The sequence below is a fragment of the Citrobacter sp. CK202 genome, from assembly GCF_030333225.1.
Lineage (GTDB): Bacteria > Pseudomonadota > Gammaproteobacteria > Enterobacterales > Enterobacteriaceae > Citrobacter_B > Citrobacter_B koseri.
Map to the genome: position 1 here is coordinate 181,082 of NZ_JAOWGI010000026.1, position 16,246 is coordinate 197,327.

Here is a 16,246-nt window from a genome sequence, read left to right on the forward strand (position 1 = left end):
TGAAACCCGTCTGGTATGATGAGTGTAACTATGTTTTGCTGTGTAATGGAAATCTCACTATGGTCATTAAGGCGCAGAGCCCGGCGGGTTTCGCGGAAGAGTACATCATTGAAAGTATCTGGAATAACCGCTTCCCACCTGGCACTATTTTGCCTGCCGAACGTGAACTCTCCGAACTTATCGGAGTGACGCGCACCACGTTACGCGAAGTATTGCAGCGCCTGGCGCGAGACGGCTGGTTGACGATTCAACACGGCAAACCGACAAAGGTGAACAATTTCTGGGAAACGTCCGGGCTGAATATTCTTGAAACGCTCGCGCGTCTTGATCATGAAAGCGTGCCGCAACTGATTGATAATCTGCTGTCGGTGCGAACCAATATCTCCACGATTTTTATCCGCACCGCGTTTCGTCAGCATCCTGATAAAGCGCAGGAAGTGCTGGCGACGGCGAATGAAGTGGCCGACCACGCCGATGCGTTCGCGGACCTGGATTACAACATTTTCCGCGGTCTGGCGTTTGCCTCCGGTAATCCGATTTACGGTCTGATCCTGAACGGGATGAAAGGGCTGTATACCCGCATTGGTCGTCACTATTTCGCCAACCCGGAAGCCCGGAGCCTGGCGCTCGGTTTCTACCATAAGCTGTCATCGCTTTGCGAACAGGGCGCGCATGACCAGGTGTACGAAACGGTACGCCGTTACGGTCATGACAGCGGTGAGATTTGGCATCGTATGCAGAAGAATTTGCCAGGCGATTTGGCCATTCAGGGCCGCTAATCGTTATACGCCGGATGGCGCTTCGCTTATCCGGCCTACGGTGGTGTGCTGTTTGTTCGCGCCGGATGGCGCTTCGCTTATCCGGCCTGCGGTGATGTGCTGTTTGTTTGTGCCGGATGGCGCTTCGCTTATCCGGTCTGCGGTGGTGTGCTGATTGTTTGTGCCGGATGGCGCTTCGCTTATCCGGCCTGCGGTGGTGTGCTGATTGTTTGTGCCGGATGGCGCTTCGCTTATCCGGCCTACGGTGGTGTGCTGTTTGTTTGCGCCGGATGGCGCTTTGTTTATTCGGCCTACGGTGATGTGCTGTTTGTAGGCCGGATAAGGTGTTTACACCGCCATCCGGCAATTAAACTACAGGCTGTTCATTCTCGGCGGGCACCGCTCCAGCAGCTCAACGCTGCCATCCTCATTCTGCTGCTCCAGCATGACATCAAACCCCCACAGGCGATGCACATGTTTCAGCACCTCTTTACGTCCCTTGTCCAGCGGTGCGCGGTTGTGAGGAATATAGCGTAGCGTCAAAGAGCGATCGCCGCGTAAATCCACATTCCAGATCTGAATATTCGGCTCCAGATTGCTCAGGTTGTACTGTGACGAAAGCCGATTGCGGATCTCGCGATAACCTTCCTCATTGTGAATGGCCGAAATTTCCAGATAATTGTGCCGGTCGTCGTCCAGCACGGTAAAGAAACGGAAATCACGCATCACTTTCGGCGACAGGAACTGGCTGATAAAGCTCTCGTCTTTAAAATCACGCATCGCGAAATGCAGGGTTTCCAGCCAGTCTGAACCGGCGATATCCGGGAACCAGTATTTGTCTTCTTCCGTTGGCGACTGGCAAATGCGTTTGATGTCCTGGAACATCGCGAAGCCAAGCGCATAAGGGTTAATTCCGCTATACCACGGGCTGTTGTACGGCGGCTGGAACACCACATTGGTGTGGCTATGTAAAAACTCCAGCATAAAGCGCTCGGTCACTTTACCTTCATCGTAAAGATGATTCAGGATGGTGTAGTGCCAGAACGTCGCCCAGCCTTCGTTCATCACCTGCGTCTGTTTTTGCGGATAGAAATACTGGCTGACCTTGCGCACGATGCGCAGGATCTCGCGCTGCCATGACTCCAGCAACGGCGCGTTCTTTTCCATAAAGTAGAGCAGGTTTTCCTGCGGTTCAGACGGGTAACGCCGCGTTTCGGCGACGGCTTTCTCTTCCTCTTTCTTCGGCAGAGTACGCCACAGCATATTCACCTGGCTTTGCAGATACTCTTCGCGACTTTTCTGCCGGGCTTTCTCCTCCTGCAACGAAATTTTTTGCGGGCGTTTGTAGCGATCGACGCCATAGTTCATCAGCGCATGGCAGGAATCCAGCAGCTTTTCAACTTCATCCACGCCATAGCGTTCTTCGCATTCGGTAATGTAATTACGGGCAAAGATCAGGTAATCGACAATCGAACTGGCGTCAGTCCAGCTGCGGAACAGGTAGTTATTCTTGAAGAAAGAGTTATGCCCATAGCACGCGTGCGCCATCACCAGCGCCTGCATAGTAATGGTGTTCTCTTCCATCAGATAAGCGATACACGGGTTGGAGTTAATGACGATTTCATAGGCCAGCCCTTGCTGACCGTGCTTATACAGGCGCTCGGTTTCAATGAATTTTTTGCCAAACGACCAGTGAGGATAGTTGATCGGCATCCCGACGCTGGAATAGGCATCCATCATCTGCTCAGAGGTGATCACCTCGATTTGGTGCGGATAGGTATCCAGTTTGTAGAGTTTCGCGACGCGGTCAATCTCCGCCAGATAGACATCCAGCAGATCAAACGTCCAGTCGGGTCCATCGCTCAAACGTGTGCTGTCCTTGTTCATGGAATCAATCGTAGCCATTCGCGCACCCTCATTGTTGGCGGCACTCTCTGTCTGGAGCACCTCATTTCAAGCATAGAACACCGTGTTAAAAAACGTGCTGATGAAGAAAATTTTTCTTTGCGATTTCGCAGCGCTGGCACGCCAGAAAATGGTGTGGCTGCAATATTTTATGCTGGATAAAAATGACGCACAGCAGGAGATGCCAAAGCAGAGAGATCCCTGACAACAGAGGCAGATGTGAGGTGCGTCACCATAAAAAAGCCATATGTTGAATAATATTTTCAACTGAGTTATCAAGATGTAATTAGAAGATTGTTCTTTTACTGTTAACGGAGTGGCTATGCGAATTGTCATACTGGGAAGTGGCGTCGTTGGCGTAACCAGCGCCTGGTATCTGTGTCAGGCTGGGCATGACGTCACCGTCATCGATCGTGAACCTGGCCCGGCGCTGGAAACCAGCGCGGCGAACGCCGGACAAATTTCTCCGGGCTATGCCGCGCCGTGGGCGGCGCCGGGTGTGCCGCTGAAGGCCATCAAGTGGATGTTCCAGCGCCATGCGCCGCTGGCTGTTCGCCTGGACGGGACGCAGTTTCAGTTGAAGTGGATGTGGCAAATGTTGCGTAACTGCGACACCCGCCATTACATGGAGAACAAAGGGCGCATGGTGCGTCTGGCGGAGTACAGCCGTGATTGCCTGAAAGCGCTGCGTGCCTCAACCGGCATTCAGTATGAAGGGCGTCAGGGCGGAACATTGCAGTTATTCCGTACCGCGCAACAGTATGAGAACGCCACCCGTGATATCGCCGTTCTGGAGGATGCCGGCGTACCGTATCAGCTACTGGAATCCAGCCGTCTGGCGGAGGTTGAACCTGCGCTGGCGGAAGTGGCGCACAAACTGACCGGCGGCCTGCGTTTGCCCAATGATGAAACCGGAGATTGCCAGCTGTTTACTCAGCGCCTGGCGCAGATGGCGGAACAGGCGGGCGTGACGTTTCGCTTCAACACGCCGGTGGAAAAACTGCTGTACGAAGGTGAACAAATTTACGGCGTGAAGTGCGGGGATGACATCATCAAAGCCGATGCTTACGTGATGGCGTTTGGCTCTTACTCGACGGCGATGCTCAAAGGGATCGTCGATATTCCGGTCTATCCGCTTAAAGGTTATTCGCTGACGATTCCGGTCGCACAGGACGATGGCGCGCCAGTTTCGACTATCCTTGATGAAACCTACAAAATTGCCATTACCCGTTTTGATAAGCGTATTCGCGTGGGGGGAATGGCGGAAATTGTTGGCTTTAACACTGAATTATTACAACCGCGTCGTGAAACGCTGGAGATGGTCGTACGCGATCTCTTCCCGCGCGGAGGGCATGTGGAACAAGCCACGTTCTGGACCGGGCTGCGGCCAATGACCCCGGATGGTACGCCAGTGATCGGACGGACGCGCTTCAAAAACCTGTGGCTGAATACCGGGCATGGGACGCTGGGCTGGACAATGGCCTGCGGTTCAGGGCAATTACTGAGCGATATTCTTTCAGGTCGTACACCTGCTATTCCTTATGACGACCTGAGCGTAGCGCGGTACAGCCCTGGCTTTACGCCGTCACGACCCCGGCATCTTCATGGCGCGCATAACTAATAAGGAAGCGAGATGACCCGCCCTATACTGGCCAGCCTTGACCTGCAGGCGATGAAACAAAATCTTGGCATTGTGCGCCAGGCCGCCCCGGACGCTCGCGTCTGGTCGGTGGTGAAAGCCAATGCCTACGGACATGGTATCGAGCGTATCTGGACGGCGTTGGGGGAGACCGACGGCTTTGCCATGCTCAATCTCGAAGAGGCGATTACGCTGCGAGAGCGGGGATGGAAAGGGCCGATCTTAATGCTGGAAGGGTTCTTCCATGCCGACGAGCTGGCCATATATGACACATACCGTCTGACGACCTGCATACACAGCAACTGGCAGCTCAAAGTGTTGCAAAACGCGCGCCTGAACGCGCCGCTGGATGTTTATCTCAAAGTGAATAGCGGCATGAACCGGCTGGGTTTTTTACCCGAGCGGGTACAGACTGTCTGGCAGCAACTGCGGGCGCTGCCGAATGTGGGCGAAATGACGTTAATGTCGCATTTTGCCGATGCTGAGCACCCGGAAGGGATCGACCAGGCGATGACGAAAATCGCCCATGCGACGGAAGGGCTTGAATGCCGTCGCTCGCTGTCGAATTCAGCGGCTACGCTGTGGCATCCTGAAGCCCATTTCGACTGGGTGCGACCCGGAATTATTCTGTATGGCGCATCGCCGTCAGGGCAGTGGCGGGATATCGCCAATACCGGGCTGAAACCGGTTATGACCCTGAGCAGCCAGATTATTGGCGTACAGACGCTGAAAGCGGGCGATCGGGTCGGGTATGGCGGACGCTATACCGCGACTCAGGAGCAGCGCATCGGGATTGTGGCGGCGGGCTACGCGGATGGTTATCCCCGTCATGCGCCAAACGGCACGCCAGTGCTGGTGGACGGTGTGCGTACCGGAACGGTTGGCACCGTGTCGATGGATATGCTGGCGGTGGACCTGACGCCGTGCCCGCAGGCGGGTATCGGTACGTCTGTGGAACTGTGGGGGAAAGAGATCAAGATTGATGATGTCGCCTCTGCGGCGGGAACGGTGGGGTATGAACTGATGTGCGCGCTGGCGCCGCGTGTTCCGGTTGTGACAGCGTAACTTTTTTTTGTGGCGCCGTAGGATGGCGCCTGTGCTTATCCGGCCTACAGAGGGCAGAGTGTAGGCCGGATAAGGCGTGTCAACGCCGCCATCCGGCAGCGTCTCCATTATTCCATTTCATCCCCCGCGACGCGAACCCCGACCTTACGCACGGCGTTGTCTTCTTTCTCTGCGACCGTCCAGATCATGCCGGCAAACTCCACCTGGTCGCCCACAACCGGCGCGGCGCCCAGCAACTGCTGCACGATTTCCCCCAGCGTCTGCTGTTTATCGCGATATTCCGTTCCCTCGTCCAGGCCGTAAATCAGGGCGACGTCAGCAAATTTCGCATTGGCTTCGAGAATAAAATCGCCGAAAAAACGCTGATCCAGCGCGACCGGCGGCGACTGGCTGAACAGTTTGCCCAGCGCCGGAAGGTCGCGCTCACGTCCAATAACGCACAGAACGTCGCCTTCGCGTAAACGGGTGCTTCCGGTCGGGTGGAACAGCACGTTGTCGCGAAACAGGGCGGCGATACGGGTCTCCTGCGGCATGTGCAGATCGCGCAGCGCGGCGCCGACGCACCACTTATCTTCACTCAACTGGTAGACAAACTGCTCCCAGGGGTTTTCCGGGTGAATATCCAGCCCGATACGCGAAACCGGCCAGCCGACGGGAGGCACCACCACTTTGGCTTTTTTGGCCGCCCAGGTCAGGGACGTTCCCTGGAACAGCAGCGATATCAGCACCACAAAGAATGCGACATTAAAAAACAGTCGGGCATTCTCCAGCCCGGCCATCATCGGGAAAACCGCCAGGATAATGGGTACGGCGCCACGCAGCCCCACCCAACTGATGAAGATCCGCTCACGCAGATTAAAGCCCCGAAACGGCAGCAGGCCCGCGAAAACGGAGAGCGGGCGAGCCACCAGAATCATCCAGACCGACAGCACCAGCGCCGGAACGGCGATAGGCAGCAGATCGGATGGCGTAACGAGCAGTCCCAGCACGAGGAACATGGCGATTTGCGCCAGCCAGGCCAGGCCGTCAAAGTTTTGCAGGATGCCAAACCGGTTGCGGATAGGGCGGTTGCCCAGCAGGAATCCACACAGGTAAACGGCCAGAATGCCGCTGCCTTCCAGCGCGGTGGTTACGGCGAAAACGAGAATTCCCCCGCTCAGCGCCAGCAGCGGATATAACCCGGTGGGCAAGGCAATCCGGTTAATCATTTGCTGAAGCAGATATCCGCCGCCTAACCCCAGCATGATCCCCAGTCCAAACTGCTGGATGATATCGAGCACGAAGAGCCAGCTCAGGCCGGTCTCATGTTTCTGAATCATCTCTATCAGCGTGATGGTCAGGAAAACCGCCATCGGGTCGTTACTCCCGGATTCGATTTCCAGCGTCGAACCGACGCGTTCGTTAAGCCCTTTACCACCCAGCAGAGAAAAAACAGCAGCCGCATCCGTTGAACCGACAATGGCGCCAATCAGCAGCCCTTCGATGAGATTCAAATGAAAGAGCCAGGCGGCCATCATGCCGGTGAGACCGGAGGTAATCAGTACCCCTACCGTCGCGAGCGAGAGCGCCGGGCCCAGGGCGACGCGAAAGGAGCTGGCCTGGGTACGCATCCCGCCATCCAGCAGAATAATTGCCAGCGCGAGGTTACTCACCATGTACGCGAAAGGATAATTATCAAACGGGATACCGCCAACGCCATCAACACCCGCGAGCATGCCAATCGCGAGAAAGATAACCAGAATAGGGATGCCAAGACGAGATGAGAATGAACTTAATAAGATACTACAGGTTACGAGGACTGAACCTAAAATGAAAAGACTAATAATGGCTGCGGCATCCAACGTTATGTTACTCCTGAATTACGCTGTTTCTAATAATAAACCCTAACATAATAACGACAGAAACAGCGTTTTACTTAGCCCAGGCGACGGCTTTTTTTATGATTTGAGGACAGGATGGCCGGAGAGTGTGAGTTGGCTGCCATTTTCGCCATTTTTTAGCACCGCGTGGGCGCCGAGCGGCAGCGTAACGGTGCGTTGCTCATGACCAAAATCCAGACCGGTCACGACGGGGATGGAGATACGGGAACGCAGAAACGCGTAAACCGCGTCAAGATCGTAACCGGCATCGTAATCATTCGGCGCGCTACCGCTGAAACTGCCCAATATCAGCGCGTTCTGCCGGGACAGAATCCCCGCGTGATACAGTTGCAGGAGCATTCGCTCAACGCGGAAAGGATGCTCGTTAATATCCTCCAGCACCAGTACGCCATTTTCAATGGCGGGCATCCACGGGGTGCCGATAAGGGAGACCAGCATGGCCAGATTGCCGCCCCACAGCGTGCCTTCCGTTTCACATGTCGGGCCGTTACCTTGCCACTCCACCGTGAACTGCGCGTTGCACAAGGCCCGCCAGAAATGGCGCTCGGTGAAGGTGTTCATCTCCTCCGCGCCGAAATTCGCCGCCAGCATGGGGCCGCTAAACGTTATCACCTTGCCCAGCGCCAGCAGGGCGGACTGAATCACCGTAAAATCGCTGTGGCCGCAGATCAGCAGCGGGTTCGCCTGTTGCCGTGTGATGAGCGCCTGCCAGTCAATGCTCTCCAGCAGACGACTGGCACCGTAACCACCGCGAACCGGCATCACAATGGTATCGGGCGTCATCAGGCGGGCGAGGCCGTTAACATCCGCCAGACGCTCGGCGTCTGAACCGGCAAAACGCTGGTCACGGCGGCCAATGACGGCGGCGTTATCCACCTGGTGGCCGGATTCGATCAGCCGTTGTACGCCGCGTAAAGCCGCTTGCTGATTGATGCAGTAACCCGATGGGGCGATTAAGTGAAACAGGGACATGGCAATTCCTTGCTGACATCTAAAACCAAATGTATATCATGCCGATTGAGCATGTCGTTGTCACTCGCAGCGGCGAATTCCGGCTATAAGGATAGATGACGTGAAATTGAGATGGTTTGCTTTTTTGGTTGTATTGCTGGCGGGCTGTAGTTCAAAGCAGGATTACAAGAATCCGCCCTGGAACGCCGAAGTCCCGGTTAAACGGGCAATGCAGTGGATGCCGATAAGTGAAAAAGCCGGGGAAGCCTGGGGCGTCAGCCCGCGTCTGATTACCGCGATCATCGCGATTGAATCGGGCGGTAATCCGACGGTGGTCAGTAAATCCGGGGCGGTTGGGTTAATGCAGTTGAAGGCCTCGACGTCCGGGCGCGATGTTTATCGTCATATGGGCTGGAGCGGCGAACCGTCGACCAGCGAACTGAAAAACCCGGAGCGGAATATCTCGATGGGGACGGCGTACCTGAGTATTCTGGAACACGGGTCGCTGGCCGGTATTAACGATCCGCAGGTGATGCAGTACGCGCTGGTGGTCTCTTATGCCAATGGCGCGGGCGCGCTGCTGCGCACGTTCTCTTCCGATCGCAAAAAAGCGATTGAGAAAATCAACGATCTGAGCGCGGATGAGTTTTTCGAGCACGTTGCCAAAAATCATCCTGCGCCACAGGCGCCGCGTTATATCTGGAAACTCCAGCAAGCGCTGGATGCGATGTAACCCGCACGGGGGTTATTCACGCACCTTATTGGATTTTTCCCGCGCTTCCCGTTCAAGAGAGAAAATAATCCGCTGTAATTCCCGCTCCACCGCCGGGCTGACGTTGAGAAAACGAAAGCTCAGGCGGGGAGTGGTAATCGTTTCATTTTTCCCGTCAATCACTCTGCGTTCGCTGATGGAAATAAGCTGGGCGTCAAAGTGGAAAACGCCCCATTGCCCCATGTTCAGCTCAATTTGCGAAAAGCGCATGCCTTCGGTTAATCCGGCGGGTTTTGTCGCTTCCAGCAATGCGCCCATGCCGCCCAGCGAGAGATCGAACAAGCGAAAACGTAGCGTGTTGTCGTCCGGCATTTTCGCCTGGCAGTAGTAGGGGGGATGTAAAGGCGCGGAAATACGGAAATACTCCCGGCGCTGAACGAACCACAGCTCGGGCGGCAGCGCGGTAATAAATGCCGGAAGCTGCTGGTATTCGCCACTGGTGAGCTGATCCAGCGTGAACTCCACTTTCGCGCCCTGCGTTTCTGCGGTAATGGTTATCTGTCTGGCGCGCTGAACGGCGATGTTTTCATAGTCCTGGCTGCCGAAATCCATCACCAGTTTTTCCGCGTTAACGTCCAGAATCTTACTGATGAACTGCCCCCCGGCCCAGGAGATGCGTAGCGGCACCTGGCTCTTGTTTAAATCTTTGAGTACGCCTAATACCGCCAACGGGTTTTGCTTCAGGAACTGCTCACTGTAGTGACTCACGCGTAATGACTCCTGGATGCCTGACAGATTATCGTTTGGTTATCGGCATGGCATGACGGAACTTAAGACAAATGGGTGAAATTTTTATCAACGCCAGCGCATAACGTCGCAGGATGAAAAGCATGGCCGGTTGATTTGCCTATACTTAAGGGACTGGCGCAAGAACGTCTTGCGCATGCTTTCACTGGAAAGAGGGCCTGAATATGGGAATTATTGCCTGGATTATTTTTGGTCTGATTGCAGGTGTTATCGCTAAGCTGATTATGCCGGGTCGCGATGGCGGTGGTTTTATACTGACCTGTATTCTCGGTATCGTTGGTGCGGTTGTCGGCGGCTGGCTGGCAACCATGTTTGGTATCGGCGGCAGCATCAGCGGGTTCAATCTTCACAGTTTCCTGGTGGCCGTCGTCGGGGCGATTGTTGTGCTCGGCGTTTTTCGCCTTCTGCGGCGCAATTAAATGAACAGAGCGGATGTGGGGATGAGTGCGTAAATCGGCGACATGCTACCCTGGCGTGTTTTCCGTTCACTTGATGCCCATTATCGCTCTGGCGCATTATCAGTCGTGAACGTGTCAGGGGAGGCGTCTTCCCGGCACGTTTACGGGGATTCAACAGACGTCAGAACAATCTGTATTCCTGAGCAACGCCTGGCCGGATTAACGGCGAAAGCTGGCTTGATTTGTGAATAAAAATGAGAATAATTGTCATTCCATTTCACATATAATAATTTGCTCATGAAAACAACTCATCGTTTCACATTACGCGCGCTCTCTGGATGTATCACCTTAGCCCTGGCTGTCCCGTCTTATGCTGAAGAGGCAAAAGAGTCGACCATTGTGGTCACTGCCGCCGGGCAGGAGAGCCTTCTTCCGGCCTGGACCAACAGCGCCACCAAATCCGCCGTGCCGGAAAGCAAAACGCCGCAGGTGATCAACACCATCGACAGGCAGGAGATTGAGCAACGCCACGCCAACTCGGTGAATGAAATTCTGCGCTACGCGCCGGGCGTGTCAACGGAAGTTCGCGGTAATACCTCCTATATGAGCGAATATAAGATTCGCGGTTTTACGGTGGATCAGGAGTATTACAACGGCCTGCAACTGCCGTACAACGTGACCGGGAATACCAAAGCGCGTATTGATCCGCTGCTGATTGAAAGCGTGGATATTCTGAAAGGCCCGGCCTCGGTGCTGTACGGCAATGGATCGCCGGGTGGACTGGTAAACATCCAGAGTAAAAAACCGCAGGCGGAACAGAAAACGGAAGTGGGCTTCAACACCGGCACCCGTAATCTGAAAGAGGGTTATCTGGATTCAACCGGGCGAATCAGCGACAGCGACTGGAACTACCGTTTACTCAGCAAGGCGACGGAAGGGGATGATCAACCGCATACCTCCCGCTATGAAAACTATCTGGTTGCCCCGTCCGTTACCTGGCAACCGGACAACAAAACGCGTCTGACGATTGATGCGCTGGCGCAGAATACACCGTCGCTGTCGCCTTCCAACCCGCTGCCCATTTCTTATCTGCGTTCAGAGTATGCGGGGCGTCGTGATTTTGCCGGAGATGAGTGGAGCGGCTTTAAGCAGCGTCAATGGATGCTGGGTTACAGCTTTGAACACCAGTTTGACAGCGGCTGGGGCTTCAATCAGAAAGCGCGCTACTTTGATGTGGACACCCACCAGCGCAGCGTCTACTCCACCGGAAATACGGGGAATCCGGTCTGGGAGTTGAACCGGTTTGCCTACACGACCGATGAAGACCTGAAAAGTTTTAACATCGACAACCAGGTTACGAAAACGGTAGTGTCAGGCGACTGGCAGCACCATCTGCTGGCAGGCTTCGATTACCAGAAGCTCGACAGCCATTACTTCTACCGCTATGCCAGCAGCACGCCGGGGATCGACATGCGCCACCCGAACTATCGTCAGATTCATACCGACGATTTAGGGCTGAGTACTGCGCAGAATAACCGTCTCTCTTATCAGCAGAATGGTTATTATCTTCAGGATCAGATTGCGTTTGGCGGCCTGAACCTGCTGGCGAGCGTGCGTTACGATGACTATCGTTCCGCCACGACCGACTATCTGCAAAACGGCGATAAAACCTGGATTTCACAGGATCGCGTCACCAAACGTTTCGGTGCGTTATATGCGTTTGAAAATGGGATCTCTCCATTTATCAGCTATTCCGAAGGCTTTAAGCCGATCTCGCCGCAAGGGACTCTGACCTCGAAAGAGGTGAAGCCGACCACCAGCAAGCAGGTTGAGGGCGGGGTGAAATACCTGCTGGCGGAATACGCGACCACCTTTACCGCATCGGTGTTTAATATCCGCCAGAAAAATGTGCTTTCCGCCACGCCAACCTGGGATTACCGTCAGACCGGCGAGATTGAGTCAAAAGGGGCCGAACTGTCGATTGTCAGCCGTCCGGCGGATAACGTCACGCTGATCGCCAACTATGCCTATACCCATGCGATCAACACGGAAGATGAGACGTATGAAGGCAAACGTCCGACTCAGGTGCCGGAAAACGCGTTTAACCTGTGGGGCGATTACACCTTTGATAATACGCCGCTGCGCGGGCTGAACGTTGGTGCGGGCGTCCGTTATACCGGGCCGATGGAGATCTCGCCAGCTAACGACAAAGGCAAACTCGGCGGCACGACGCAGTATGATATGGCCGTCTCTTACCGTCTGGGAGAGGCGATCCCATCGTTGCGCGGGGTGACGCTGAAGGCCAGCGCGCAGAATATTACCAACAAAGAGACGTTTAGCTGTTACGACGACAACAACTGCTGGATTGGCCGCGACCGCACCGTTCAGGTTGGCGCCAGCTACAGCTTCTGATAGCAACCCGGCCTGCAATTGCGCAGGCCGGGTTCGTTTTCATTCGGCGGAACAATCAGAACTTATATTCCACCCCGGCCCAGAAATTACGGCCTTCCTCGATAAACCCTTCGCTGTAGGCATACTTCGTATCGAACAGGTTGTTCACGGACGCATTGACGCTAAAACCGTAGCCCACCGCATAATCCGCGCGGATATGGGTAATGGCAAATCCGCCCGCTTTCTGTGAACCGTCTGAATTGCTGTAGCTGGAGGAACGCGCCTCTTCTGACAGCGTAACACTCAGCGGTTCCCACGGCTTGAGCGTCATCCATGCGGTGAGCGTCTGCGTTGGCAAATCGGTGATTTCACCGATTTCATCACGCTTGACGTCCGCGTGGATTAGCCCGTAGCTCAGCCCGACATCCAGCATTTCAGACACATTGCCTTTGATTCCGGCATCCAGACCGGTGTAATCCACCCGGCCGCTATTGCGGTTCTGGATCGTATCGGCATCAATGTTGTGCGACAGGATTGCGTCGGTTACGCGGTTATAGTACACGCTGACCTCGAATCCCCAGTCGCGGGTCAGCGAACCGTTCCAGGTCAGATCCACGCTGCGGGCGCGTTCGGGTTTTAACTGCGGGTTGACGATAGCCACCTGGTTATACGCCGGTTTCGACGTGGTATACCGCTCTTTGAGCGTCGGGAAACGCGTCCGGTCAGAGTAAGAGAGCGCCAGCGTGTCCTCGTTTGCGAAGTGGTATTTGGTCATGACCTGCCAGTTAAACGCCGACTGGTTGTTGTCGTCGTAGTGGGTTACGCTGCCGTCTTTTTCGTGTTTCATCCCTTCCAGACTGTCACGCCAGTCATAGCTAATACCGGCCACGACATCCACATTATCGGCTGCGGCCCACTGGTATTCGCTGGCTAACGACCAGGTACGGTCTTCATAGCGATCGTATGCCGCATGCGGCGCGCCTTTTTCACGGTGGACGTCATCTTTCCAGTTAACGGCGAACGAGAGCAGATCGTTTTCACGCATTTCGGCGGCGAGTTGTAACCCTGCGCCATCGCTGTAATCGGAATAGTGGCTGTAGCTACCTTTCTTGTTTTTCAGGTCGGCAAGGGAGTTGTACATCATCAGCGTGTTTTCAAAGGTGTCGCGATAAAGCCGGCTTTTCAGCGTGAAGCGATCGCCCAGATGCGTGGTGCCCTGATAGTAATAACTCTCTTTATCGTATTGCGGCCACTGCCAGTAGCGCGACTTCTGGCTGCTGGTGCCTGCGTATGGCGGGTTGTCCTTTTCACCGTCCTGGTTGATATAGGTCAGGGTGTACTCGTCATTTTCGCGCGGCGTGAAGCCCAGCTTAACAATGCCCCGTTTATCATCTGCCGACGAGTTGATCATCTTCCCGTTGCTGCCTGCAATGGCGTTGTCCACCCCGTGCGGCAGACCCAGGAAATCCTGCTTCAACTGGCTACCGCTGACTTGCAGATAACCCAGCTCATTACTGGCGCCAAACGAGGCGTGCATATCGTGGGCGTTATCTTTGCTCCGGCTCCATCCCTGGCGATAACCTATGCTCCCTTCGAGAGGTTTTGTCGGTTTTTTGGTGGTGATGTTGATCGCGCCGCCCATCTGGTTAGGGCCTTGCAACAGCGATGAGTAGCCTTTGGACACCTCAACGGAGGCAATGTCCGAGGTGAGGAAGCGCCCTAAGTCGAGGTTGCCGTCGTAAGGGATGTAAACCGGCACGCCGTCGAAAAAGATCGGAACCTGGCGGCTGTCAAAACCGCGAACTTTGACCTGCTGTTCGTTGCGGTTGCCTGATTTTTGCAACGCCACGCCGGGGATGACGCTTAATGCCTGCGCCACATTCTGCTTATCCAGATCCTGCATGGTTTGTTGACCAAGCACCGTGGTGGTCGCCGCAGAGGCGGGGCTCGACCAGACGGTCATGGTGTCGCTTTCTTGCCCAGCAAACGCATTATGCGCAAAAGCTACCGATAATGCCGTGTAAAGACAACTCTGAGTGAATTTCATTGTTTTTATTCCATTTATCAATGTTATATGTCACTTTCGTCCGGGTTCAGGATGACGTTGATATCCATCGGTGGTGCGTAGTACGGTGCGGATGTAATAAAGAGCCTGATACCACAGTCGAGATAACTCGCCAGAGTGGCGAGGTTGATGCCGCCAGTCAGCGCCAGCGTACAATGGGGGGCCAGTGAAGGCGCCGTCCGGGCCACCTCCACCGCCTGATGTGGGGTAAATTTGTCGAGTTGCAAAACGTCGGGGCCTGCGCGGAGCGCTTCAAGGGCTTCCTCTGGAGTGTCTGCTTCGACGACGATCTTTTTTTCCGGGGCATGACGGCGCAACTGCGAAATGGCCCCGGCCCAGTCGTTACCGGGGGCGAGAAAGCGGCGGTGATTTGCAAACAGCAGCACGGTTTCCGCGCACCCGGCGCGGTGAATGATTCCGCCTGCGGCGAGCACCGCCTGTGCGGCTAACAGCCGGGTGCCGGGAATGGCTTTACGCGTGCAGGCTATTTGCCCGTCAGGGTAACGGCTATGCAGGATGTGAAGCATGCTGTCGAGATAGTGTGAAACGCCACAGCTCCACTCCAGTACGTTTTGTACGGCCTTCCAGCCCTGGTGCAGCGCCGCCGCATTCCCGCTGACGCTGATCAATTGTTGACCGGCTGCGGCGCGCTCGCCGTCGTTCATCTGCTCCAGGACGGTCAGCCCCAGCGACTGCAACATTTGTCTGGCCACGGCAATGCCGCTCACGCAGCCGCCCTGGCGATGGCGGAAGGTCATGCGGCCTGGCAGATTGCCGATGCCCAGAGCGCGTGTGGTCAGGTCGCCTCCCTGAATATCCTCCAGCAGCAATGCGTCCGTCTGTGCGTGTGAGAAGTAGATCATTTCAGCGCCTTTTGTGGAATGCTGTCCCACCAGATCAGCGCCCAGTCCCGGCTGGCCGGGGCAAGGGCGCTGGCATCCTGCTGTTGATACCAGCGGTACAGACGCTCACGCTCTTCATCGCTGATGTCGCCCATGCTCCAGCGAACGTTCTCAGCAAAGCGTTCCCAGGTACTGTTGTCCTGCTGGCAGTTCTGTCCACGGATAAAATCGACATGGGCGCAGATCCCCATCTGGTACAGGACATTGAGGGCATAAATATAGTTAGGCAGCTCGATAACCTCGCGACCCAACGCGCGCTGGATAGTGGGGGAAACAAAAGAGGAACTGACCAGGTGCGTGGTATAGACGCGCAGCCGCGCCTGGTTGTTGAGCTTTGTCATCGCCTGGCGCATATCCGCAACGAGCGTTGAGCGGGAGGCCACGGCGATATCGCAGCGCGGGAGATCGCTCCAGTCCTCTTCCCAGGCGCGTTGCACCCAGTGAACATGGGTTGCCCGTTGCTCTGTCGCGCGACGGGCGGCAACGCGCAGCATTCCGGGGCTGTAATCCACGCCGCAGATATGCGGTATTTTGCCCGCTAACGCCAGCGAGACGGTGCCCGGGCCGCAGCCCATATCAAACAGCGAGTTCACGCCCTGCAAATCCATTTTATCCATCAGCTGTTGCAGGTAGGTGTCCGTCGGCGACGCGCAGTTTTCTGCCATTTTCTCTGCCCGTTTATCCCAATGGTCGGGCGTTTTTTCCGTTCGTTTCGCCTGCAACAGTTGCTGGCGGTAGAGGTCTGCAAAATCAATGTCATCAATGAGCATGGC

Annotated in this window: 14 protein-coding genes and 1 pseudogene; 8 read left to right on the top strand and 7 right to left on the bottom strand. The window is 55.4% G+C overall.

Features of this window, described 5'->3' with window-relative positions; translation table 11 throughout:
- The first annotated feature begins 59 nt into the window (after positions 1-59).
- On the top strand, positions 60-779 hold the full coding sequence (gene fadR / locus OGX84_RS13785) for a fatty acid metabolism transcriptional regulator FadR (protein ID WP_047463273.1): 720 nt from the start codon (positions 60-62) through the stop codon (positions 777-779).
- Between the two features lie 351 nt (positions 780-1,130).
- On the opposite strand, the gene OGX84_RS13790 is transcribed toward fadR, so the two are convergent.
- Complete coding sequence (locus OGX84_RS13790) at positions 1,131-2,663, bottom strand: SpoVR family protein (RefSeq protein WP_024130273.1); 1,533 nt, start codon at positions 2,661-2,663, stop codon at positions 1,131-1,133.
- 82 nt (positions 2,664-2,745) lie between these two features.
- On the opposite strand from OGX84_RS13790, the gene OGX84_RS13795 reads away from it, so the two are divergent.
- From OGX84_RS13795 to OGX84_RS22855, 4 genes and pseudogenes are all read left to right on the top strand, one after another.
- The gene (locus OGX84_RS13795) at positions 2,746-2,868 is read left to right on the top strand and encodes a hypothetical protein (RefSeq protein ID WP_258525333.1); all 123 of its coding nucleotides are present in this window, start codon (positions 2,746-2,748) and stop codon (positions 2,866-2,868) included.
- A 117-nt stretch (positions 2,869-2,985) separates the two neighbouring features.
- The gene (locus OGX84_RS13800; protein ID WP_112002013.1) at positions 2,986-4,284 is read left to right on the top strand and encodes a D-amino acid dehydrogenase; all 1,299 of its coding nucleotides are present in this window, start codon (positions 2,986-2,988) and stop codon (positions 4,282-4,284) included.
- Positions 4,285-4,296: 12 nt separating this feature from the next.
- Positions 4,297-5,367: a catabolic alanine racemase DadX gene (gene dadX / locus OGX84_RS13805; RefSeq protein ID WP_112002014.1), complete on the top strand. Its 1,071-nt coding sequence runs from the start codon at positions 4,297-4,299 to the stop codon at positions 5,365-5,367.
- Positions 5,328-5,537, top strand: a pseudogene (locus OGX84_RS22855) (hypothetical protein); the annotation flags it as partial. The gene dadX and the pseudogene OGX84_RS22855, both read left to right, overlap by 40 nt.
- Here the strand turns inward: OGX84_RS22855 and OGX84_RS13810 are convergent.
- The gene (locus OGX84_RS13810) at positions 5,475-7,208 is read right to left on the bottom strand and encodes a potassium/proton antiporter (RefSeq protein WP_047463283.1); all 1,734 of its coding nucleotides are present in this window, start codon (positions 7,206-7,208) and stop codon (positions 5,475-5,477) included. The pseudogene OGX84_RS22855 and the gene OGX84_RS13810 sit on opposite strands and share 63 nt — an antisense overlap.
- A 96-nt stretch (positions 7,209-7,304) precedes the next feature.
- Complete coding sequence (ldcA, locus tag OGX84_RS13815) at positions 7,305-8,219, bottom strand: muramoyltetrapeptide carboxypeptidase (RefSeq protein ID WP_112002015.1); 915 nt, start codon at positions 8,217-8,219, stop codon at positions 7,305-7,307.
- Positions 8,220-8,319: 100 nt separating this feature from the next.
- Here ldcA and emtA point away from each other — a divergent pair, with 100 nt between their 5' ends.
- On the top strand, positions 8,320-8,931 hold the full coding sequence (gene emtA, locus OGX84_RS13820) for a membrane-bound lytic murein transglycosylase EmtA (RefSeq protein ID WP_012132090.1): 612 nt from the start codon (positions 8,320-8,322) through the stop codon (positions 8,929-8,931).
- Positions 8,932-8,943: 12 nt separating this feature from the next.
- Here the strand turns inward: emtA and ycgR are convergent, their stop codons facing one another.
- Positions 8,944-9,678 carry a flagellar brake protein YcgR gene (gene ycgR / locus OGX84_RS13825; RefSeq protein WP_112002016.1) on the bottom strand — a complete coding sequence of 245 codons (735 nt, stop codon included), beginning with the start codon at positions 9,676-9,678 and terminating at the stop codon, positions 8,944-8,946.
- A 203-nt stretch (positions 9,679-9,881) separates the two neighbouring features.
- Here ycgR and OGX84_RS13830 point away from each other — a divergent pair, with 203 nt between their 5' ends.
- Both OGX84_RS13830 and OGX84_RS13835 read left to right on the top strand, forming a co-directional pair.
- Positions 9,882-10,136, top strand: coding sequence for a GlsB/YeaQ/YmgE family stress response membrane protein (locus tag OGX84_RS13830; protein ID WP_012132092.1), 255 nt, complete (start codon positions 9,882-9,884; stop codon positions 10,134-10,136).
- Between the two features lie 276 nt (positions 10,137-10,412).
- Complete coding sequence (locus OGX84_RS13835) at positions 10,413-12,527, top strand: TonB-dependent siderophore receptor (protein WP_286458085.1); 2,115 nt, start codon at positions 10,413-10,415, stop codon at positions 12,525-12,527.
- Positions 12,528-12,582: 55 nt separating this feature from the next.
- On the opposite strand, the gene OGX84_RS13840 is transcribed toward OGX84_RS13835, so the two are convergent.
- Genes OGX84_RS13840 through OGX84_RS13850 form a run of 3 tightly spaced genes read right to left on the bottom strand, consistent with a single transcriptional unit; the run spans position 12,583 to position 16,243 of the window.
- Positions 12,583-14,553 carry a TonB-dependent receptor plug domain-containing protein gene (locus tag OGX84_RS13840; protein ID WP_012132095.1) on the bottom strand — a complete coding sequence of 657 codons (1,971 nt, stop codon included), beginning with the start codon at positions 14,551-14,553 and terminating at the stop codon, positions 12,583-12,585.
- 23 nt (positions 14,554-14,576) lie between these two features.
- Complete coding sequence (gene modD / locus OGX84_RS13845; protein ID WP_112002018.1) at positions 14,577-15,434, bottom strand: ModD protein; 858 nt, start codon at positions 15,432-15,434, stop codon at positions 14,577-14,579.
- Positions 15,431-16,243 (bottom strand): class I SAM-dependent methyltransferase, encoded by an 813-nt coding sequence (locus tag OGX84_RS13850; RefSeq protein WP_112002019.1) that lies wholly within the window; start codon positions 16,241-16,243, stop codon positions 15,431-15,433. The genes modD and OGX84_RS13850 overlap by 4 nt, the downstream gene beginning before the upstream one ends.
- Between the last annotated feature and the right edge of the window lie 3 nt (positions 16,244-16,246).